This window comes from Hwanghaeella sp. 1Z406 (assembly GCF_048892425.1).
GTDB lineage: Bacteria > Pseudomonadota > Alphaproteobacteria > UBA8366 > Aestuariispiraceae > Pacificispira.
Genome location: NZ_JBLZHU010000008.1, coordinates 65872 through 89057, shown reverse-complemented (window position 1 = coordinate 89057; position 23186 = coordinate 65872). Strand labels below are relative to the sequence as shown.

7 protein-coding genes are annotated in these 23186 nt (G+C 53.6%); 2 read left to right on the top strand and 5 right to left on the bottom strand.

Annotated elements, in window-relative coordinates; genetic code table 11:
- Nucleotides 1-2: 2 nt before the first annotated feature.
- Together ACOSDR_RS15650 and ACOSDR_RS15645 are read right to left on the bottom strand one after the other, a co-directional pair.
- Nucleotides 3-1016: an ABC transporter permease subunit gene (locus ACOSDR_RS15650; protein WP_420731850.1), complete on the bottom strand. Its 1014-nt coding sequence runs from the start codon at nt 1014-1016 to the stop codon at nt 3-5.
- Between the two features lie 99 nt (nt 1017-1115).
- A complete protein-coding gene (locus ACOSDR_RS15645; protein WP_420731849.1) occupies nt 1116-2699 on the bottom strand; it encodes an ABC transporter substrate-binding protein in 1584 nt (527 codons plus the stop codon).
- 415 nt (nt 2700-3114) lie between these two features.
- Between ACOSDR_RS15645 and ACOSDR_RS15640 the strand changes: the two genes are divergently transcribed.
- The gene (locus ACOSDR_RS15640) at nt 3115-3957 is read left to right on the top strand and encodes a fumarylacetoacetate hydrolase family protein (protein WP_420731848.1); all 843 of its coding nucleotides are present in this window, start codon (nt 3115-3117) and stop codon (nt 3955-3957) included.
- Between the two features lie 35 nt (nt 3958-3992).
- Here ACOSDR_RS15640 and ACOSDR_RS15635 read toward each other — a convergent pair whose 3' ends face one another.
- Nucleotides 3993-5168 carry a hypothetical protein gene (locus tag ACOSDR_RS15635; RefSeq protein ID WP_420731847.1) on the bottom strand — a complete coding sequence of 392 codons (1176 nt, stop codon included), beginning with the start codon at nt 5166-5168 and terminating at the stop codon, nt 3993-3995.
- Between the two features lie 245 nt (nt 5169-5413).
- Here ACOSDR_RS15635 and ACOSDR_RS15630 point away from each other — a divergent pair, with 245 nt between their 5' ends.
- A complete protein-coding gene (locus ACOSDR_RS15630) occupies nt 5414-7612 on the top strand; it encodes a tetratricopeptide repeat protein (RefSeq protein ID WP_420731846.1) in 2199 nt (732 codons plus the stop codon).
- A gap of 40 nt (nt 7613-7652) precedes the next feature.
- Here the strand turns inward: ACOSDR_RS15630 and ACOSDR_RS15625 are convergent, their stop codons facing one another.
- Both ACOSDR_RS15625 and ACOSDR_RS15620 read right to left on the bottom strand, forming a co-directional pair.
- Nucleotides 7653-10028: a CHASE2 domain-containing protein gene (locus ACOSDR_RS15625; RefSeq protein WP_420731845.1), complete on the bottom strand. Its 2376-nt coding sequence runs from the start codon at nt 10026-10028 to the stop codon at nt 7653-7655.
- A 94-nt stretch (nt 10029-10122) separates the two neighbouring features.
- Nucleotides 10123-23010, bottom strand: coding sequence for a FecR domain-containing protein (locus ACOSDR_RS15620; RefSeq protein ID WP_420731844.1), 12888 nt, complete (start codon nt 23008-23010; stop codon nt 10123-10125).
- Between the last annotated feature and the right edge of the window lie 176 nt (nt 23011-23186).

Genomic DNA, 23186 nt, shown 5'->3' with positions numbered 1-23186 from the left:
CTTTAGCCCCTTGTCTGGCGGATGCGGGGATTGATCAGCCCATACAGCAGATCAACCGTAAGATTAACAAGGATCACAATGCTGGAAATCAGGATCAGCCCGCCCTGCACGACCTGATAGTCGCGGCGGAAGATGGAATCGACCATCCATTTGCCGACCCCCGGCCAGGCGAAAATTGTTTCTGTCAGGATCGCACCGGCCAGCAGCACACCGATTTGCAGGCCGATAACCGTTATCACAGTAATCAATGCGTTCCGGAAGGCATGCAGGCCGATGATGCGGAATGTGCTCAATCCTTTGGCGCGGGCGGTGCGCACATAATCTTCGCTCAGGACCTCCAACATGGCAGACCTGGTCTGGCGGGCGATGACGGCCATGGGGATCGTGCCCAGGGTGATGGCAGGCAGGATCAAGTGACTAATCGCCGATGCGAATGCCCCCTTTTGTCCGGACATCAGGGCATCGATAGTCATGAATCCGGTATGGATATCAAAAAAGTACAATAACGAGATGCGACCGGATACCGGGGTCCAGCCCAGAATGCTGGAGAACAGAATTATCAGCAGCAGGCCCAGCCAGAATACCGGCATGGAATAACCCGTCAGCGATATCCCCATTAATGTGTGGTCAAACCACGATCCCCGCTTGACCGCCGCGACAATGCCGGCCGGCAATCCAAACAGTACGGCCAGAAACATCGCAGACAGGGACAGTTCCAGGGTGGCAGGGAACCGCGCCAGGAATTCCTCGATCACCGGTTGCTTGGTGACAAAGGATTGTCCGAAATCCCCCGATAAAATGTTAAACAGGAAATCCTTGTATTGAATATAGAAAGGGCGGTCGAAGCCGAATTGGGTGGCCAGTTCCTCATACCGTTCAGGTGTTACGCCGCGTTCTCCCGCCATCAGCATGATAGGGTCGCCGGGCAGCACCCGAATGAAGGCAAACGCGATCAAACTGATTCCCAGAAAGGTGGGAATCGTAGTTGAAAGCTTATTCAGAAAATACTGAAACATAAGGGGATTGTCCTATCCGACGGCGCAAAGCGTCGCCTTGGTCAAAACGACCGGCTCAACCAAGGGGGCTGAACCGGTCGTCTGAGCCCGGGCTAACCCTTACTCTTCGATATCCACACCATAGAAGATGTGACCGCCGAAGGGATCAATCTTGAAGTCTTTGACTTCCTTGCGGATCGGCTTGAACACAACGGAATGGGCAATCGTGTCCCATGGTGCCTGTTCTTTGAAGACGATCTGCGCTTGCTCATACAATTTGGTCCGTTCGGCAGGATCGGATACGATCTTCGCTTTCTGGATCAGGTCTTCGAAAGGCTGATAGCACCATTGTGCGCGGTTGGACCCGCCCACGGCATCACAGCCCAACAGCACAGCCAGGAAGTTATCCGGATCACCATTATCCCCTGTCCAGCCCAGCAGTACGGCCCCTTTGCGGTCCAGTTCCTTTGACCGTTTCAGGTATTCGCCCCATTCGAAGGAGACGATTTCAACCTCAACACCGATTTTTGCCAGATCGGCCTGCATCAGTTCGGCCATGCGACGGGCATTCGGGTTGTAAGGGCGCTGAACGGGCATCGCCCAGATTTCCATTTTCAAATCCGTAACGCCTGCATCCGCCAGCATTTTCTTGGCAGCTTCCGGGTCATAAGGATCGTCAACGGTGGCTTCGTTATAGGACCAGATGGTCGGTGGGATCGGATTTTTCGCAATTTTACCGGCGCCCTGGAAAACGGCGTCGATAATGGCCTGCTTGTCGATAGCCATATTCAGGGCCTTGCGGACCTCAACCTTGTCGAACGGGGCGACCTGGGTGTTGTATGCCAGATAACCGACATTCAGGCCTTCCTGTTCCATAACGACCAGATCCGAATTGCCCTTCATCGACTCGATGTCAGCAGGATTTGGATAGGGCATGACGTGGCATTCGCCCGCTTTCAGCTTTTCATACCGCACAGAGGCATCAGGTGTAATGGCGAAAATCAGATCATCAATCTTCGCCTTGCCAGCCCAATAATCTGGGTGAGCCTTGTAGCGGATCACAGCATCTTTTTGATAGGCGACCAGTTGGAAAGGTCCGGTGCCGACTGGCGCCTGATCCACCATATCGGGCGTCCCGGCTTTCAGCATCTGATCGGCATATTCCGCTGACATGATAGAGGCGAAATCCATCGCCAGATTGGCAATCATTGGCGCTTCCGGGCGGTTCAGCATGAATTTCACGGTGTAATCGTCCACCGCGACGATGTCTTTCAACAGGTCTGGCATGGACATGCCGTTGAAATACTCGTACGTGCCGCCGGAAATCATATGATATGGGTTTTCTTTATCCAGCTGACGCTTGAAAGAGAAGACCACATCTTCGGCGTTAAAGTCGCGCGACGGGGTGAAATTTTCTGTGGTTTGGAATTTCACGCCTTTGCGCAGGTTGAACGTATATTCCAACCCGTCATCGGAAACCGACCAGCTTTCGGCCAGACCGGGGGCAATTTTGGTTGTACCCCGTTCGAATTCCACCAGTTTGTTGAAGATCTGGCGCGAGGATGCGTCAAAGGTTGTGCCAGCGGTAAAGAGGGAAGGGTTGAACCCTTCAGGGCTGCCTTCTGAACAGAAGACAAGGGTTTTGGCTTGAGCCGCTTGCGCGCCAAGAGCCAAGGAAAGGCCGGTCGCGGCCACGAGTAGCATTTTTCGCACTTTTGAGACTCCCTGTCTTACGTCCGACACTGTCACCCCCGTGCCGGATGTGCTGTAGAGGTTTATCAACCGCAGTTTTTGTTTGGGTGTATTCGGGTTCTTGACCCTATTTAACCGCTAAATTGATGGTTAAAGACATCATGGGTATGAAGGTCTGTCAAACCGGAAGTGCGGTTTCACAGAATGGCCGCACAGCTGCGAATCGGCATTTCTTGCGCCAATATCCGGCGTTTCATTGGCCCGGATGGACCCCTTAACATCGATTTGTGTGGATTTTCCTGTTTCAGAACGGAGAAGCATGGGTCAGAAATGGCGGAAATATAGCGGAAATCTGCGAAGCGTTGCAATTCGCCTGACTGGCATGCACCATCCTTTCTAAATGGATGAAACTTAGGGAGGCGTGGCCATGAAATTGGTTCGCTATGGACAAAAGGGATCGGAAAAGCCAGGTCTGCTGGATGGCGATGGGAATTTGCGTGATCTGTCCCATGAATTTTCTGATTTCGGCGCGGAGTCAATGACGTCGCAGGCGCTTCAGGCGATCAAGGATCTGGATATCAAGGATCTGCCGATGGTCGACGGCAAGCCCCGACTTGGTGTGCCGCTGACCGGGATTGGCAAGCTGGTCTGTATTGGGTTGAACTATTCCGATCATGCCAAGGAATTGGGGGCGGATACACCAACAGAACCAGTTATTTTTATGAAAGCGACCAGTTCCCTGACCGGGCCGTTTGATGACATCCGGTTGCCGCGAGACTCGACGCGAACGGATTGGGAAGTGGAACTGGCCATCGTGATCGGCGATGCCGCCAGCTATGTTTCCGAAGATGACGCCATAAACCACGTCGCAGGATTCTCCACCTTTATCGACCTGTCCGAACGGGATTTTCAGAATAAGCGCGGTGGACAATGGACCAAGGGCAAGAGCTGTGACACATTTGGGCCGCTGGGCCCCTGGATTGTCACCCGGGATGAAATTATGGATCCCCAGCGGCTCAGCCTGTGGCTGGAAGTGGATGGGCGGCGCAAGCAGTATGGCAATACCGAATTGATGATCTTCGGCGTTTCCCAGATTGTCAGCTATGTCAGCCAGTTCATGACCTTACATCCGGGCGACGTGATCGCGACAGGCACCCCGCCGGGTGTCGGGGCCGGCATGGACCCGCCGGAATATCTGCGCGCAGGCAATCGCATCGATGCCGGTGTGGACGGATTGGGCAATCAAAGCCACTTCGTGGTGGGGGCGTAAGGCAAAGGTCAGGCGCTCTTGCTGCGAAATGGTGGCTATAGGCCGGACGGATTACCGCTGCGATACAGGGCCTCCCCCAGGCTGCGGTTTTCTGCATCAAACAGGCGATAGGTCCCGCCGTCGGTTTCGCTCAGAAACGCGCATTCGGCTTCTTGTGTGTCACCATCGATCAGACAGCGCCGGCCATCGCTTAGAACCGTCCAGTCGCCATGTGCGGGTTCGCCATTCTGAACACCGCGATACGTGCCCGTCGGATCAAGATACAGTTTGTCCAGCGTCCCCCCTGGTGTGCGGCGTTCTTCCGTGTTTCCCCGCAGGATCATGCGGGTGACTGCCGCCTGTGTTGCATCGCTGCGCTGCGGGGCGACCAATCCTCCCGGATTTCCAAAGACCACGGTGAAGGGGCGCATATCCTTGCCATCCAAGTCCTGCTCTTGGATTGGGACATACAGGTATTTATCCGGGGCGGTTTGATACAACACCGCACATTGGGAAATCGGTAAGGGCGCCTGTTCAATGCAATATCGCCCATCCGCCTGAACCGCCCAGGATCCGGTATCGGCGGTTCCTTCCTCTTGAATTCCCGCAGCAAAGCGACCATTCGGCGTATGATACCGGATATAAGGAACCTCTTCGCCAGTCTTCGGGGTGAAGATGAAGCTGGCGTCCGAAATCATGCTTTTCAGGGCCGCTTCGCTCAGCCTGGTCTCTTCCGCTACCTGGATCGGCAGGTCCAAAACAGCCAATTTCTGATCTGGAACAAAGGACAGATTTCCGGGTTTGCTCTGTGGTATCGGAATGGCGGTCGGGAGTGCTTTCTTGGATTGAATGAATTCAGTCAAGGGCGGGGTCATCACGGTGGGAAGGTCCGTATCAACCTGCATCCAGGTGGGTTGTATCACTGTCGCCAATTGGCGGGCCGCATCGATCAGGGCGGCGCGATCCTTGTCCTGGGTCACGATCTGGGCCAGGCGCATCAATACCGGGCGGTTTCGGGCGTCATAGGCGATTTGCAGGGATTGCGCGCCATGGATGGCACTTTTTCGGGACAGGGCATAGATGGCCCCGGACAATCCGGCCTTGCGCCCATCCAGGGTAAAGCCCTGTTCCGCTTCAATTCGTAGGATCAGCAACGGGCGATCCTGCGCCAGGGCGGGCAGGGACCACAGCAATAGGATCGGTATCAGTAGAAAACGGAGTACAAACCGCATTGGAATCCATTCGTACAGTTCAAAAAACCGGACAGTAGATGTAAACAACGATGTGTGAATGTCGACTGAAAATACGACATTCATTGGTATTCTTTCGGACGGGAAAAAGGAATGTCAGGCCATGGCTGCCGATGCAGGTGCAGGATGCGCTTATTGTTGCGGGACTTTTCCGCCGCCCTGACCTAGTTTAAGGCAGGGGCGAAACGAACAAGAAGCCAGCGGATACACGCGGATCGGATAACAATATGTCGGAACAAGACGTTCAATCGCAAGCGACACAGGAATCGACACAGGAAACGGGGATTGGGGATAAATCCGCAGCTATTCATCCCGATGCGCGCTATCATGCCGCCGTGGCTGCCTTGCAGGCGGGCAATCTGCAGGAGGCCGAGACGGGCGTCAGGGACGTGTTGCAGGATAATGATCGCGACGCCCAGGCGATTCACCTGTTGGGCGTGATTGCGCATCAGGCCCGGAAAACGGATGTCGGTGTTCAATTGGTTCAGAAAGCCCTGGAGATTGAACCGGATTCTGCGGCGTTTCTGAATACTTTGGGTTTTCTGCTTCGTCTTGAACGAAAACATGCAGAGGCCGTGGCGGCATTGCGGCGCGCGGTTGAATTGCGACCCAACTATGGTGAGGCCCTGAACAATCTGGGCATCGCCCTGTCAGAATCCGGTCAGCCCGACGCGGCGATTTCCGCTTATGAGGCAGCCCTGAGCGCCAACAGCGCATTCCCGGAAGTTCTGAATAATCTGGGCAATGTGCTGGCCCGCAGCAATCGCCTGGATGAAGCCCTTACCCGATATGACGAAGCAATCACAATCCGAGAGGATTATTCCGAGGCTTGGTCAAACAAGGGCGATGCGTTGTTTGCCCGGGGCAAGACAAAGGGGCATCCGGACCGCATCGCCGCAATGACATGTTATGAACGGTCGGTGGAAATTAATCCGCTTAATGTCGAATCCTGGGTAAAACTGGGCACCAGCCGTCATTCGGAAGAAAAACATGTCGAGGCGGAAGCCGCGTTTCGCAAGGCCTTGCGGTTAAGCCCCAATCATCTGCGGGCCTTGTCGACATATGCGATGACGTTGGAAAAGCTGGGGCGTCTGACATCGGCTGCGTCGCATCTGCGCCACGTCCTGACGATTGCCCCCGATGATGTCGGTGCCCTGAAGGGGTTGGGGCATGTAACGTTAAAGTTGGGCAATTCGGTAGAGGCCAAACATGTATTGGCCCGCGCCCGGGATCTGGCCCCGGCAGACCCGGATGTTCTGTATTCCTATGCCAATTGCCTGTTGCGGATGGAACAGCTACAGCCCGCCATGGACCTGTATCTGAGGGTTCGGGAGTTACAGCCCAATCAGGCGCGGGGTACCTTTGCACCCGCTGCAGTCTTGTTGATGGATGGGCAGTATGAAAAGGGCTGGGCTGCGTATGAATCGCGCTATGCGATGTCGGCCTTCAAGCCCAATGTTCCAAACATCCGGGAACGGCTGTGGGATGGATCTCCGTTAAATGGGCGGACCCTGCTGGTGCATGTCGAACAAGGGTTCGGCGATACAATCCAGTTCTGTCGCTATCTTCCCTTGCTGCAACAGAAATTGGGGACGGGGGGCAAGATTGTCTTCCTGTGTGAAAAAGAAGTATTTCGCCTGATGAAGACGCTGGGTGGTGTGGATGATCTGTATCATCTGCGCCAGGAGAACGGCCAGATCGTGTTTGATGTGCAGATACCGCTGTTATCCCTGCCGCATCGTTTCGGAACGACCCTGGACACCGTCCCGCGCAATATCCCCTATCTCAGCGTACCGGAAGCCGCTGCACGCCAACAGGGTTTACCAAAATCAAAGGATGGCGTGATCAAGGCGGGGATCGTCTGGACGGGGCGTCCCACCCATTCGGATAACCTGTATCGCTCCATCCCCTTGAAGGAACTGGCAGGCCTGTTCGACATTGACGGGGTTGATTTTCATTCATTGCAAGTTGGCAACGGTGTCTCTGATCTGAAGCCCTATCTTGAACGGGGCACTGTTTTTGATCATTCGGCGGATATAAAGGATTTCGCCGATACAGCCGCCATTTTGAAAGATTTGGATGTGTTGATCAGCGTGGATACGGCGGTCTGTCACCTGGCGGGCGCGATGGGCAAGGATGTCTGGACCATGCTGCCCTTTGGCGGCGAATGGCGGTGGCTGCGCAATCGGGAAGACACGCCGTGGTATCCCACGATGCGCTTGGTGCGCCAGCGCATTCTCAGCGATTGGGGCATTGTCCTGGACCGGGTGCGGGAAGGCCTGGAAGGAGCGGTCAAGAATGCCCGATCCAAAGCGGCTGAGAAGCCGGATGTGCCGACATCTATCGTCGCAGATGATGCGCCCGCGTCAAAGGCCGGAAAGCCATCCAAGAAAGCGAAATCCAAGAAGGCCGCCGCCAAAAAATAAGTATCAGAGCATCCTGTGTGATCTGAAATTGCTCTAGATCTTACTTGCTGGTGGCGACATAGACCCCATCCCAATCGGCGGGAGGGGGATTGTCGCGGAACTCTTCCAGACGCGCCATATAGATATCATAGAATCCGTCCAGTACACCGGACAGGCGTCCTTTCAGGGCGTTCATTGTGCGCGCCGCGTCATCCCATTCCTGGGCGCGATAGGCCCGCAGCATCTCTGCATGTTGCGCTACGACATTGCTATAATCCGGATCCTGCAAAACCTCAGGACCGCCCAGGATAGTAAAGATACGAACCGCCTCTGTCTTGCCCTTCACGGCGATCAGGTCCAACTCCGCAAGGGGGAAATGACCATCGATGGCAAGGGCGGTCTCTTCCCCAATCACGATACCAACACCATAGCTCTTGGATTGACCTTCCAATCGGGCGGCAAGGTTGACCGCGTCGCCCAACACGGAATAGTCGAAGCGTTGCGCTGATCCCATATTACCGACCACGCAATCGCCGGAATTGATCCCGATCCCGATATTCAGCGGCAGGAAGGTTTTATTCTCTTCCAGGGCTTCGCGTTTGCGCTCTTCGTTCAAGACGATCAGGGACTGGAACATTGCAATGGCTGCTTCGGATGCCATGCGTTCCTGATTGGGCACATCCAGGGGGGCGTTCCAGAACGCCATGATACAGTCGCCCATATACTTATCAATCGTGCCCTGGCGCTTCAGAATGTCATCGGTCAGCGGCGTCAACAGGCGGTTGATCAATACGGTCAGACCCTGCGGATCTGCCTTATACTGCTCTGAAATCGTTGTGAATCCGCGCACGTCACAGAACAGCAGGGTCATGCGCTTGGTTTCGCCGCCCAGTTTCAGTTTGTCGGGATCGGCCGCCAATTGCTCCACAAGATCAGGGGACAGATACTGCGCGAAGGCCCCGCGTACCTGCCGCTTTTCCGCCGCGTCACGGGCATAGTTGGCAAAGGCCAGCACGCCATAGATCGCCAGGGACAGGCCTGCAGGATAGGTGGCATCCAGCAACAGGCGCTGTTCAGAAAACAGGAACCAACTGGTCCCGGCAAAGCCACCAATGGCGACGGTCAAACCAACCAGGGTCACAACTGGACCAACCCGCGGAATGAAGAAAATCAGCAACAGGCCAACCACGCCCATGGCGACAAATTCTGTCAATTGCATGGTCTCAGGATACCGGACAAAGGTCTGGCTGAGCACGTTTTCCAGAATATTCGCATGGACCTCAACCCCTGGCAGGCGGGGGCTGATGGGAGTGGCCCGAATATCCAACAGGCCAACAGCCGATGTCCCGACAATCGCCAGACGCCCGGAGATGCGTTCCGGTGGAACGCGCTTTTCCATGATATCAGAGGCCGAAATATACATGCGGCCTTCATTATTGGGCATGTTGAAGCTGTCTGGCTTGGCAAAATAGACCCAGATCTGGCCCTTGCTGTCTGTCGGTATTGGGAAATTCCCGCGTGGTGTTTGCAGCCGTACTTCACTGATTCCGCCAACCGTCAGAAAGGCAAATATACTGTTACCGGCGAACCCGACCCGGATCATTTCTGTAGAAAGGGCGGGTTTGATGACATCGCTGATATGCACAACCAGGGGGACCCGGCGCACGACACCATCCACTTCTTCCCCGATGGAAAACACCCCCAGGCCAGAGGCGAATTGTTCCAGTTCAGGTCGGTTATACACAAGCGTTGGAAAACGCACGGCGCGCTTGAACAATTCGTCATTCGGGTCTGGCACGTCCTTTGTGCCCAGCGCCCCTTTAAAAGAGGTTGAATATGCAAAATCACTGGGCGCGAGGGCCTGCGTGGATTGGGTGGACGCCTGTCCCAGAACGGTGCGGACGGTCTTCATCGCTTCGGCCATGATTGATTCATTTGCGGGCGTTTGCGCAAGACTGTCGCGCACGGAAGCTGGAAGGTCCTCGCGGGATTTCGCCAACAGGTCCGGAGACGTCCGATCCAGTTCAGCGAACACAATATCGAACCCCACCACGGCAATTCCATAATCACGAAGGGCGGTCAGCAGGCGAGCGACCTGGGTTCGCGGCCAGGGCCATTGCCCCACTTCTGCCAGGCTTTTTTCATCGATATCAACAATGATGACGGGGGAGGGGTCCAAAGGCACGCGGGGCTTGACGACATTGTACATGTCGAATGTCCGCAGCCGGATTGTTTGCACGGGATCGGGATCCCAGACGCGCACGGTAACACCGGTTGCCAGAACAGCAAAGGCGATCAGGGTCGGCAGGCCGGGCTTCCACCAGGGGCCGCGGCGCTTCTTTCCCGACCCACGGAACATCCGGGTAAAGAAGGATAAGATCAGGTTGGGCTTTTTATCGACGCTGCCTTGGGCAGGGGGTGCTTTTGTATCACTCATATCAAATTATAGTCCCCAACGTCTGTAACCGCCAAATTACTGTCCGCCCCGACGGGCAAGCTAAACAATCACACCAAACGAATTTGATGAAATCTTAAATCGATGCCCCCACAAGATCGACCGACATTTCGGTATCGACATAGACATGTGCCCCATTGGATGCGGAATAGATTGCATAGCTGTGGGGCGATCCACCGCCGTCATGGTCAATGGTTACGTTGATGCCTTCCGACGTCCAGTTGCCCATGCTGAGGTCCAGGGTCTGGCCGACATCGCCTTCTATGACCAGCGCATCATCCTTCAGCGCGTCGCTGACGCCCAGCGTGCTGACCAGAGAATTTAAGTCCTCGGAGGCGCCAAAAGCGAAGTTTTCAGACAGGAAGAAGGTATTGCTGCCCGCGCCAGAATAGTCCAGTGCTTCGATATTGTTCACGCGCCATTCGTTATCCTGAGTCGACGCAAATGTGGTTGATTGCAGATACAGAATATCCGCACCGCCCTGTCCACCATCCAGGAAGCCAATCGTGCCACCCGGTTCCAGCGTGAAGGTGTCATCGCCCCCCAGGCCAAACCAGACGGATGTCCCGCCACTGCCTGTGGTGAACGCTTCATTTGCGGCTGTCCCAAACTTGCTTTCGTCGCCCGAGGTCCCAGTGAAGTCCCCCTGTGCTGTCGCAGCGATTAGTTTGAAGCCACTGTCTGTAAACGTGGGAAGAAGGACATTACCAATTATCGCCATATTGGCGTCACCGGTTCCGGTTTCATTGGTGATGTGAACCCGTTGGAAAAATCCAGTTAAGTTGTCTGTTTGTATTTGGGCACCGCTGCCAAATTGCGGGTTTAAGGAATAGTCATAGTCATCCCCGACACGCAATTTGAATGTTCCACCAAAGGTCAGGTCACCATCAACTTGCAGGCCTGCGCTATGGTTTTCAAGAACTGCATTCCCTGACCCCAATTCCATCGTCAGGATGGATTTTTGATTAAGCGTCAGATTTCCAGTTATTTGGAGCGGATTGAAGTCTTCATCCGAGGCAGCGTTGTAGGCCCCGATAAAGATTTCACCACCGGAAGTGCCAGCGACAAGATTACCGTCAAAATAGGCACCGCCACGGTAGCTTCCATCGGTTCCATCGACAGAAATTAAGCCATCATTTGTTAATGTTCCGGCGCCTTGATCACCGATGGTGATATTGGCAGAAACGCCCGAGGTGCCTGAGATCAGATTTATGGTACCGGTGTTGGTGAAGTCATCAAAATAGGCGTTGGTTGAGGATTCAACACCATTTGATCCAATAATATTCAGTTCACCCTGATTGGTGAAGCTGCTGGCTGTTATTGTGGTGCCTGTTGAAGACGATAGGTCCCCGATGTTCAGCGTTCCGCTTTCGCCATTCACGAAATTTGACGTAATGGTCAATTCAGTAACATCAAAATCCCGTTGGTTGGTAAAGGTTCCCGCCCCGGAAATAGCTGCATTAGATGACGCCACAATTCTGGAATCGGTGCTGTCATAGCTGAAATTCTCACCAGAACCCAGGCTCAGGGTCGCGTAATCCTGCAACTCTATCGTCCCTGTCCCGGTCAGATCTGTATTGGTTCCCAGGAACAGAGTTGAGCCGCTATTCACATCGAAAACCGCACCGGCCGCCAGCAGCAGGGCGCCATTGACGCTGTTGACCGATGCACCCTGGTGAATACGTAAATAGTCATTCACGCCCTGTGTGATGGTTCCTGTATTGACGACGGAAATGGTTTTGATCTGATTTTCACCACCCCCGTCATTCGTGCCCGCCTTGTCCCCATCTCTAAAGGCAATCAGGCCGGAATTGGTGAGGATGTTCGTTGAGCCGCCACTCAACATGGATTCCGAATTCGCCTGGACCTTGATCGTGCCTGCATTGTCGAAATCGGTATTGAACCAGATCGTGCTGTTGGTATTCGCGCTGTAAAAATCGATTGTGCCGCCCGCATTGTCAAAATTGCTGGAGGCAAGCGTCAGATCGCCATTATTCACCAGGATGGTGCCATCATTATCAATATTGCTGGTGGACAAGGTGGCGTTGGTCAGATTGACCGCACCGCCGCTGATCGCCAATGTCCCCACGCCCGCAATTTCTGCAGCCGCCGCCGATACCGTCGATCCGCTGCCCAATGTTAAAGTGCCGTCGGCAAACAGGGTATGGCCGGTGGCAATTGAAATGTCACCGCCGACGCTGTCCAAATGGTGCCCGCTGGTCAGGGTGGCCGATCCATCCAGGTCAATCAGCCCGTTATTCTGGATATCCAGGTTCAGACGATGGGCACCCCCAGCATCGTCCAATTGCAGGACGCCATTATTGGTAAGCTTTTCATTGCCAACAGTCGTTAATGTGCCCCCTTGGGCAAGAATCCCATCCGAAGCGTCAAAGGCAATGGTATGACCAGACGCGTTTGTGACATCATCTGACAAAACCAGCGTTGCGCCAAAGTCGCTGTTGGTAATGATCGCCAAACTACCCGTGCCGCCAATTGTGTCGGCCCCCAAAGTCCCGCTGGCGCTGTCAACGGTGATCGTTCCATTGTTGGTAATTTCGCCTGGGGCCAGAGTGAAACCGCCAATGTCGAAGCTGACATCGCTGTTGACGCGCAGCGTTCCCGCACCGCCAAATGTGCTGCTATTGGCAAAGTCCAGATCGGGTGTCAGCGTGGTCAGGGTGAAGGTTTCCCCCGACGCGATATCCAGTAGGCTGGTGCTCCCTACACTGATTGTCCCTGCGCCGGTCAGGGCAGTGTCGCTTCCAATGGTCAGGGTGCCGTCCACATTCAGCGCCTGGCCGGAGGCAATGTCGATCTGGCCGTCGCGCGTATCAAAATTGTCAGCAACTGTCAGTGTCTGGTCAATGTCGACCATACCCTGATTGATAATCGTTCCCGACGTGTGATTGCTTATACCCGCACCACTTTCTTTGGCCGATTGCAGCGTTCCGGTCAGGGTCAGCGTCGACCCGCTGTCCACAGCCAAGGTCGCCTGCGTCGCAATCGTGCCGTTGCTGATCATACTCAGTCGGATATCACCATCCAGCGTCATATCCGTTCCGATGTCCAGTTCAACACCGGCCGCACGGGCGGAAATGTCCAACAGTCCCTGACTGTTGTTCACCGCACTGTTGTTCAGGCGCAATCCATGGGCGGATTCCACTTCGATTGTACCCTCATTCAACAAGGCGGCTGTCGTGAAAGTGGCACCATTCATGTTTATGTCGGTATCTTGGGCAACTTTATAGGTGCCAGTTCCGCCGATATGTCCCCCAGAGGCGAAATTCAGGGATACCGTGTCATCGTCAACAGTGAATGTCTCACCATCAGCAATGGACATAACAGCCCCACTGGCAAAGTCTATTGTGCCGCGGCTGGAGCCTATGCCCGTATCATATGTCAGAACAGAGGCATCGCCGACATTCAATGTGCTGTTGGCCAGGAAGTTTATCACCCCATCTGGGCCATTGTCGGTGTCTGATACCTTTATCGTTCCGTTCACTGAGTCCAGCGTTATGGTACCCTGAACATCGACCTGACCGGCAATATCCATCAGGTTCGTATTGATGATATCAACGTCAAAAATATGCGCAGTACCTGCCGTATCTGTCGATATTGTGCCCTGGTTCGTCAGGGTTCCTGACCCCGTAACCTGCCCCCCCAGGGAAGACTGGAAGCTGCTGGAATAGAATCGCAGTGTCTGGTTGGTATCAATGGTCAGATCGTCCGTCAGCGACAGCGTCGAAGATGCGGTGCTGTTGGACCGAAGCTGCGTGGTTCCGGTGCCTGTAATCGTGCCTACAGACAATTCTGCCGTGCTGTTATCGATGCGCAGGAAACCATTGTTTTCAATCGTGCTCAGGCTGACAGATGCGCCTGCAGCATAGAAATACGAACTGTCATTAATCTCCAGATCGCCATCGCCGGAAATGGTGCCGCCTGCGGTGAAATCCATGTCAGATGTATTATTGGTGATGGTAAAGACTTCACCGGAAACGATGTTCAGCTGCGCGGAGTCGCCAAATGTTAGAGAGCCGAACCCTGTAATGCTGGTATCATTACCAACAGACAAGGTGGCGTTGCCATTGATCACGATTTCTGATTCAAAATCGAAATCAATGTCGCCATCATGCGTGTCCAGGTTCTTGCCCGTCTGGATTTCAGCAACCCCATCTATTTCAAGCAGACCGGAATTGTTAAAGTCTGTTCCGATTATCAGGGACCCCGGATTCGATTGCGGGTCTTGATCAACGGTGAAAGTGCCGCTGTTTGTGAATGTGCTGCCGTTATCGGAATTCACGACAACATTTTCACCCTGCATTTGAGTGCCACTGAGATATGCGACGATTTTGCCGGCATTTGTTACGGCGCTGTTGATCGTCAACGTCGATCCACCCATGGAATCCGCCGAAAACGTAACTGTCCCATTCGTGTTATCAAATTCAGACGTGTTCAGGATGACAGCACCACGATCAACAGAAATCGTGCCTTCATTTGCCAGAGAGCCCGCTACGCTGAAAGATCCGCCACTGAGTTCGAATAATCCGGAGTTTGTAACCTCGCCCTCTGTATCGATAGCAAAGTCGGTTCCTGTCATGGTGCCATCATTCGTCAGGCTGGCCCCATTGGATACTTCCAATGTTTCAAAACTGGTTATGGCGTCATTCGTTAAGACGCCTGTGCCATTGATAAAGGCCTGACCCTGAAAATTGACCAGCGCAGAAGACAGCGTGCCGCCGGAATTTCCAATTGTGAAGGTTTCGCCCCCAACCACCTGGAAGGAAGACTGATCCCCAAGCGTCAGTGTACCTGACCCGTTCAGGTTTGTATCTGCGCCGACAACCATCGTGCCGGAAATCAGGAAATCCTTACCTGAACTGATTGAGACGGTGCCGTCCTTCGTGTCCAGGGTTGGCAATTCAAATGCTTCACTTTGCCCTAAGCGGGTGTCCTGTTGGATGTCTATCGTGCCCTGATTGTCGATATTGACCTGTAACAGATGCTGCGCCGTTGCGGTCCCATACAGGTTGGTTTCGATAACGCCGGTATTGACCAGGGTTGCATCAGACAGATCGTTCGAAACCTCAATCGTGCCGCCATAGGGGCCTTCCAGTGCATACAGCGTTAGGCTACCGGAATTTGTAAGGTCCTGTGTCAGGGTCAGGACGGAGGAGGCGTTAACGCCTATCAGCGAAAGTTCTCCGGCATTGGTCCATTGGTTGTCCGTTTCCAATAAGCCGCTATTGACCGAAATGGTTCCGTTGGCTGTCGTCTGGAATGCGGAGGATGAGACCGATACATCCGTTTCTTCGATTCTCAACACGCCATTTACAATAAAACCACTGGAATCGATGTCGACGGCTTCGTTACTCAGGGCAAGTGTGCCGCTGGCTACGGTGAATGTCGCATCACCAAAAATCGCGCTGTTGCCTTCATTCTGTCCGCCGGATATCCCCAACTGGATTTCTGGCATTCCGGTGGCATTGTAAGAGAAATCAACACCATCCGCCATGCCCAGGCTGGCCCCGGATACAAAAGACAAGGTTCCGTGATTGTCCGCAAATCCTGCACCGGAGTCCATTATCCAACTGTGGGATTGAACGCTGATCGTTGCATCGCTGGACGACAGGGTCAGAATTCCCGACTGACGCATCGTCACCGATGTTTGCAGAATTTCACCAAAACCATTCAGCGTGCCGCCGGTGACATTGAAGTCGCCATCACCGCTGATCTCTGCGATTACCTGGCTCAAATCAATATCTAGATCGCCCTCAACGGTACCATTCACGGTGAAGGTATCTGCCGTGGATAGAAGCTGTATATCGCCGGTATAGGTTAGCCCAGAGTCAATTGTTACGCCCGCAGCTTCAAGGGCCGCATAGTTTGTGATCGACCCGCTACCGGCCAGTACACCGCCACTTTCGACGGTAAAATCAGCATAACTGGAATTGGTCAGGCTGCCATGGACCGTTAATGTTTCGCCCGAAGCGACATCAATGGACCCGACGCCACCTTCTGTCGTCGCATTTTCGAAAGTGGCATCGATAATGACGCCACCCAGATCCATATCTCCATAATTCAACAATGTCCCCGCGCCGCCAAGACTGGCGCCGCTGTTCAGTATGATTTTGCTGGCGTTGGTGTTTTCAAACTGGAAGTCGTCACCCAGATCAAGAACACTGCCGGACCCGATCACCAAGGAACCACTGTTGTTATATTCCGTGTCCGATCCGACTGTCAGTGTTGAGGACAGGAAGGAGAGTACGCCCCCGTTATTAATCGTGATCGTGCCATCCAGACTGTCAAATCGCGTTCCCTGAATTTCCAGCCGTGATCCAACCTCAGTAAAGCCGGGAACCAGAAGCACGCCGTCATTTATGATCCGTCCGGCCTGAATAATGCCGTTCTCAAAAAGGATACTGGATTGACCTTGCAGGGTTCCTTCATTGGTCAGCGTGCCCAATCCGTCGCCCACGACCAATGTCGCGGCATTATCAACCTGTAATGTCCCGAAATTGGTGAAATCCTGCGAGATTTTCAGCACGCCATTTTCGTTCTGATTGACTGGGTCAACCTGAACGAAGCCATCATTTTGAAACGCCCCGGTAATCAACAGCGTCCCATCGCTGCCACTGTCGCCACCAATGACGATACTGCCACTTTCGCTGACCACCAGGTCCACACTGATCACATTCGTGCCGCCTGCGGCATTGCTGGATAAGGAACCATCCAGTTGAAAAACGTCCAAGGTAGAGGCACCCGCAATCGTGGCACCGTCGTTCATCCCAATGGAACCGTCCAGAGTTACCGTGCCACCACCGGCGATTGTCATCATCGCACCGTAGTTCAGTTCGATCGCGCCAGCGTTGTTATAAAAAGTGCCGGAACCAAGGGTCAGACCAAGGGTCCCGACATCAATCTGACCCTGGTTGTTGAATGTGACATTGTCGCCAATCGTCAGCCCTGAAACATCCAGCGTTCCCTGACTGAGATACATGCCATCGCCGCCAATAGTGGCGCCGCTCAGAAAGTGGATTTGCGCTTCGGTACTGTCCGCGTCGTAGGTGAAGGTTTCACCGTAAGCCACACTTAACGTACCATTTTCGGAAAATTCTGTGACGCCGGTTTCGCCTAAATCCGTGGTGCCGCCAAAGATTGCTGTGGCCTCAAGGATGGTCAGGCTGTCCGTGGATGAGCTTGCGGCCAGCGTTCCGGTCGTCATGTCCAGCGTGCCGCCCGTGAACGTCCCATCGCCTTCAGAGAAATCAATCGTGCCGTTCGAATTGTCAAAATAGTTGACGGAAATCTCCGCACCGTCGCCCAGATAAATCGTTCCATTTGAGTTAATGACACGGCCATTGCCCATAAGGGTGCCATCGACACTGACCGTCCCGGTATTGGTCAGTGTATTGTTCATCGCCATGGTGCCGTTGATATCGATACTGCCGGATGACGTCATGTCGGCGTTGAAGGTCGTCGTCCCGGAATTGATTTGCAGCGTGCCTGTATCGAGATTGGCAAATTGGATGTTTACGGTGTCGCCACTTAAGGTCAGGCTGCCGGCATTGGAGAAGTTGCCCGATCCATTGATCGTCGTAGATTCCGCTTCTGCCAAGCCATCGAAAGTTTCGTATTCTCCGATCGTTGCAGAACCCAATATTTCTAAGGTTCCGCCGGATTGGCTTTCAAAGACAGAGGTTCCTGCTTCGTAGAATTCTCCTAAATCAAAGGATTCACCTGCGGCTATCCGCAAAACACCACCGCTGAAGAAATTGATCCCCCCATTGTCGAAGTTATCAAAGGAAGTATTGCTGCCGATGATAAGAACACCACCGTCGACGAGATCTAAATCCCCCTTGGTGCGTTCTTCTTCAGAATACAATTCTGCATTGGTGATATCCAGATTTCCGGCTATGTCGGCTTCACCCAATACAGAAAGGGTTCCATTCACTTGGGTGTCGGAAAGGTAAAGAGATGATTCTTCGTTCAGGATCAGGTCATCGACGCTGATTTGACCACTGCCGCTGAGCACAGACAGGGATTGGACGTTTATTACCCCGTCACTGATGATGCTGTTGGTTCCATTGACGCTTAAGGCGGATCCTTCCGAGACTACTATTGTCCCACCGTCATTGTCGACTTCGCCCTGTATATCTAAGCCCGTGGTGCCGACCGTCAGGGTGCTGTCATTGTCGATATGGGCACCCACAGCCAGGGTGATGCCATCCATGGTTTCCGCATCGGAAACAACATACGTGCCTGTGCCACCAATTGTGGAGCCAACTTCAAGGTTTAGGGCGGTGCCGTTTACATCATCCGCGGTGTTGCCAAAGAAAATATCGGTGCCATTCGTGCCGTTGCTGACATAAACAAATGTCACGCCATCGCCGCTTTCATTGGGGATAGCCACAACATCTGTTTGCGCGCCGGATGAATTCGTAGTGTCCGCGATCAGGACTCTATCGCCCTCTGCGATACCGGAAGAATTAAAGGACTGCATGTAAATCGCGGCAGCCGTCGCACTTTCATAGAAAATCTGGAAGCTGCCATCCGCGAAGGCAACAATGGAAGGGTCGGTGCCATCGATGGCACCATTCGTAACACTTATCTGGCTTCCAACCTGCTGGGTTGCACTGCCGAACCGTTGCGCAAAAATCTCCGAACCGTTGCTCCACGCAATGACATAGCCATTACTGGGTAATGCGGCGATGCCCAGCTTTCCTTGCGCGCCTGGCGCATCCAGAAAAGTCTGGCTGCCCATGCTGCCGCCGACCGGATTTAAAACCTGATGGTAGATTTTGTTGTCGCCACTAATTTCCGTTCCGAAAATTGCAACCAGGGATCCGCCCGTACGTTCAACAATTTGTGCCCCCTGAACAATCGGGCCACCCGGGATCAGGGTGAACGGACTGGTCGTGCCGCCATTTAGGATTTTTACCGTAAATGAACTGGTGTTTTCTGAGCGCGTGATATAGCCGTATCCATTGCTTCCAAAGGAGAAAGCGTCAAAATCTACATAATTTATTCCAGATTCGTTTGATAACTCATGGTAGGCATCGACATAGGTTCCATCATTGTTGAACAAGGCCCATTTCTGAACAACGGTCGAGCCATTGAGTTGGTTGTAGGTAATAATGAAGTGGTCCGTGCCCGCCGCTGCAACGCGGGGGCTATGCGTGCCACCCATTGTTGCCGTTGCATCAAATTCGGCAATGACTGTGCCGGATGCATTGACGATGGCACCCTTGTCATTGCCAGCCTGTTCCCAGACAACGGCATAATTACCGTTGCCCAGCAGCGCGATATCCGGATTGGACTGGTTGCCCAGAGCCGTCTGATTTATCTGTGAATCATCGCCTGACGAGTATCCCCCGACGTGATCGAAACGCCCTCCGGCTTCGATGCTGATCGTCCCGCCGCTGCCGATATTCAGGGTCCCGTCACTGCCAAGGTCAGTTTCTGATCCAACAATCAGGGTACCATTTGTGCCAACGGATAATGTGGCTTGTGAATCTTCAAAGGCCAATGTTCCTTCGTTGATATCCAAAATGCCCGTGACGCTGCTCGTTCCCTGCAGGTTAACGGTCCCGATCACTTCTGTGTAAGTCACCGCCAGGGCAGCCCCATCGTTCAACTGCAGCATCGACAGGTCCGCAAGCGACCCGGTACCGTTAAGCTGCGCATCATTAAACAGGGTAATTGATCCACCGGTTATGGTGGAGTTGACGGTGAAGCTGCCGCTGTTATTGACATAGATATCACCGTCGGCTTCCTCAGAGGGGTTTTCGTTTTGGATATCGATATTCAGGATATCGCCATTAAACGAAATCTCACCGCCATTGATGACGGTGCCTGTCCCATTGATGACCGAGCTGTTCAGACTGGCGCCGAATCCATTGAATGTGTCTGAATCAGAATTCAGCCAGGTTCCATTTACCTGTAATGTCGATGTGTCGTTTAGAAAACGATACTTGGCATTGGCCAGGGAGGCCGTTTCGCCTTCGGCAATCTCAACAATGCCATCTGATCCGACATTTATGCTGAGCGCCGACAGCGTGCTGCCAAGATACCCGGTGTCCGTCCCGATGATCAGGCGACCGCCATCTGAGATATCCAATTGCGATGAATATCCAGTGAGGTGGAACGTGCCGTCGCGCATGTCCAAATTGCCGATCAGATCCGCCCCTGCGGAATAGTCGAACTCAATCGCGCCGGTATTTACAAATGTGCCGGGCCCATCGAATACAGGCGCAATATAGTTATCCAAAGTAATCGTGTTCAGGGTTACCTGACCGGTCGCGTTATAGGTCCCGTTGCCGAGGGACAGTGTGCCGCTGGTCTGTTCGACAAAATCAAAATTCGCGAATGTCTGCGTCGCTTCCCCATCAGTTAAATAAACATTGCTGACACTGCCGCCCAGATTCAACAGCAGGGCGTTGTCACCAATCACCAATGTATCAGACCCGCCATCGCCGCCGCTGGCGGATTGGGAAATATCGTCGACAGTGATCTTGTCATTGCCTTCACCGCCCAGGACGTATTCAAAGTTGGTGAAGGTCGAACTGGCGCTGTTCTTATTAAACACGCCATCGGCAAAGCTGAAGGTGACATCGCCGCCCGCAAAATTCAGGCTCAACGTGTCTTGCCCCTGCGAGCCATCAACATCAATTCCGGCCTCATACACTCTCACGGTGTCATCGCCATGGCCCAGGCGGATGAAGTCAACATTCGTTAATGTGTCGTAATCAATAATTTCTGCGCCATAGTCATTCACCGACGTGGTGCCGGAAACACTGTACAGGTTTACCGAAAGGGAGGTTCTGTTCTGGCCGGAGACGGAATCATAGGTGACGCTGTCATATCCTTCGCCGCCATCATAGAAGTCATTGCCTTCGCCCGTACCGCCGATAATCGTGTCATCTCCGGTGCCTGCATTGACGGTATCATCGCCCCCACCGGTCGTGATCGTGTCATTGCCCGCCCCGGTATTGACGGAATCGTTTCCGCCGCCCGTTGTTATGTTATCTGTACCCGATCCGGTCGTAACCAGGTAATTTGCATCTGGATTTGAAAAATTAGCACTGTTGAAGGTGGTATTGGCCGTGCTGTTGGGGGCCTGATATCCAAAATCAAACCCGGAAGAGGGGGAGGATTGCAAACTGCCCTGGGTGACATTGAACGAACTGTTGCCATCTCCAACCGTGGATGAGGAACCGGTTACCGGCGTGACCGATTCGTTGAACGAGTCATCTTGAGAGAAAACAGGGGATTGGGTTGATGAGGGTGTTTGATTTGGGGTGACCTGACTATCGTTACCCGTTGTCTGTTCCGTGTCATCCGACCCACCGGTATAGGGGCTGACAACATTGATTACTTCATCACCGAGCGCATTGGTCCCGTCATTACCGCCGCCTTCGTCACCGGGATCCTCACCGCCCTCTATATCGCCAATCTCTTCCTGTTCTTCTTCGTCGTCGCCTGCGCCTTCTTCATCCGTTTCTTCGGCATCCTGAAGATCCTGCAGGTCTTCTTCGGTCAGTTCAGAATCTTCACCGCCACCGCTTTCGTCAGTTTCACTATTTGTTGGCGACTCTTCATCGTCGCCGCCGCTGTCTTCGACTTCCCCTGCTGAATTGTCGTCATCCTCTTCGCTATCGGATTCATCGTCGGAATTGGAATCCGGTGCGTTTGTCACAAGATCCTGCAAATTCAGATCAATGGTTTGGCCGGTTCTGGCCTCAATAGTCGTTTTAATAGCATTTTCAATTGTTTGCAGATCACTGGGCGACAGAGCTTTGAACTGGCTGGAGTTCCGGGCGATCACATTTTGCGCCGTATCGACGAAATCAAATATGGCTGTGCCGCCGGTCCCATCGGCGGTGCCGGTAGCGGTGGCGAAATTCTCACTCAAGACGATGGTCTGGGTGCCCGCCGTGATGGCGATTTCCCCATCCACAATAGTGAAGCGGAAGGTCTCTCCCGTACTCAATTGCTCGCCAGACACTTCCCCGGTCACGATGGTTCCGCGAATCCCGATGGTCGCGACAGGCGTGGTCACGGTCATGTCGTTTGGATTGTTCTGGGCAATCTGACCCGAAACAAACAGGAACCCGCCTTGCAGGATGGAGAAGGCAGATTCCCCAGAACTGGTGGCCGGATCAAACACCATTTCATCCAGCGCCAGCCGCGCATCGCCGCCAAGGGTGAACAGCGTGCCATCGATGAAGGTCATTTTAATCGACGCGCCGTCTGCCGTTTCAATCTGGTCGCCCTGGAAAACGGGATCACCGGCCTGCAGCCGCACGCGGGTGCCATCGGGCCGAACCGCATAGACTTCACCGGTAATGGTTTCCACGGTGCCAATGCTGTTGCCCTGGGCCTGCGCGACCTGATTATCAGTCAAGGCAGCCAATTGATTGGGCGCGACCGGGTGCAGGAAGGATTCGACCAGTTCCGGCGTTAACCGACGTCCGCCAGCCCCCAAGATATCGGGGGTGAATTCCACGGCGAAATAGTTTTCAATCTGAACAGCCGTTCCATCCGGCTTGATCAACAGCAGGTCCGTGCCTTGGCGGACATAATCGCCGTCATAGATGTAGGAGATGTCGGGCAGGGAAACAGTGTCGCCATCGCGGGCATCAAACGACATTACGATGCTGACATCAGCGCCGCCCAATGTTCCGGTTTGCAGCCCGGTCTCTGATGTCGCCTGGAATCCGGGTAAGGCATCACTGCGTGCCGCCAGATCAGATAGATCATTGTCTGTTAGAATGATGTTGGAAACGCCGTTGGGGCTGGCTAAGGCATCGCCATCTTGATTGCGCGGGGTGTTTAACGCTGGATCGACGGTGGGTGAAGCAGAATCACTATTGGCTTCGTGGTTGGGCTCCACTGAAAAGTTAGAGCCTTCCTCAGACGAAGCGCCATTATCGCCTGGGCGAAGCGTTGATTCTTGTTTTGCCATTTTCAATCCCCAGGAGCCCCAGTTTATCAGTATCCATAGCACTTCTGTGCGAGAATGCATTCATAAACCAGCAACGCCTCAAGCGCTAAGCGCCCCTCCTAAAATTTATATAGCATTTGATGGAAGTTTTGGAAAGATTTCAGGCATAGTTTTTTATGTTTGGTAAAACTTTAATG

Excerpts from the sequence above, each read along its gene's own strand:
- ACOSDR_RS15645 (WP_420731849.1), bottom strand. The coding sequence starts at position 2,699 with ATGCTACTCGTGGCCGCGACCGGCCTTTCCTTGGCTCTTGGCGCGCAA.
- ACOSDR_RS15625 (WP_420731845.1), bottom strand. The coding sequence starts at position 10,028 with ATGAGTGATACAAAAGCACCCCCTGCCCAAGGCAGCGTCGATAAAAAG.
- ACOSDR_RS15640 (WP_420731848.1), top strand. The coding sequence starts at position 3,115 with ATGAAATTGGTTCGCTATGGACAAAAGGGATCGGAAAAGCCAGGTCTG.
- ACOSDR_RS15620 (WP_420731844.1), bottom strand. The coding sequence starts at position 23,010 with ATGGCAAAACAAGAATCAACGCTTCGCCCAGGCGATAATGGCGCTTCG.
- ACOSDR_RS15630 (WP_420731846.1), top strand. The coding sequence starts at position 5,414 with ATGTCGGAACAAGACGTTCAATCGCAAGCGACACAGGAATCGACACAG.
- ACOSDR_RS15635 (WP_420731847.1), bottom strand. The coding sequence starts at position 5,168 with ATGCGGTTTGTACTCCGTTTTCTACTGATACCGATCCTATTGCTGTGG.
- ACOSDR_RS15650 (WP_420731850.1), bottom strand. The coding sequence starts at position 1,016 with ATGTTTCAGTATTTTCTGAATAAGCTTTCAACTACGATTCCCACCTTT.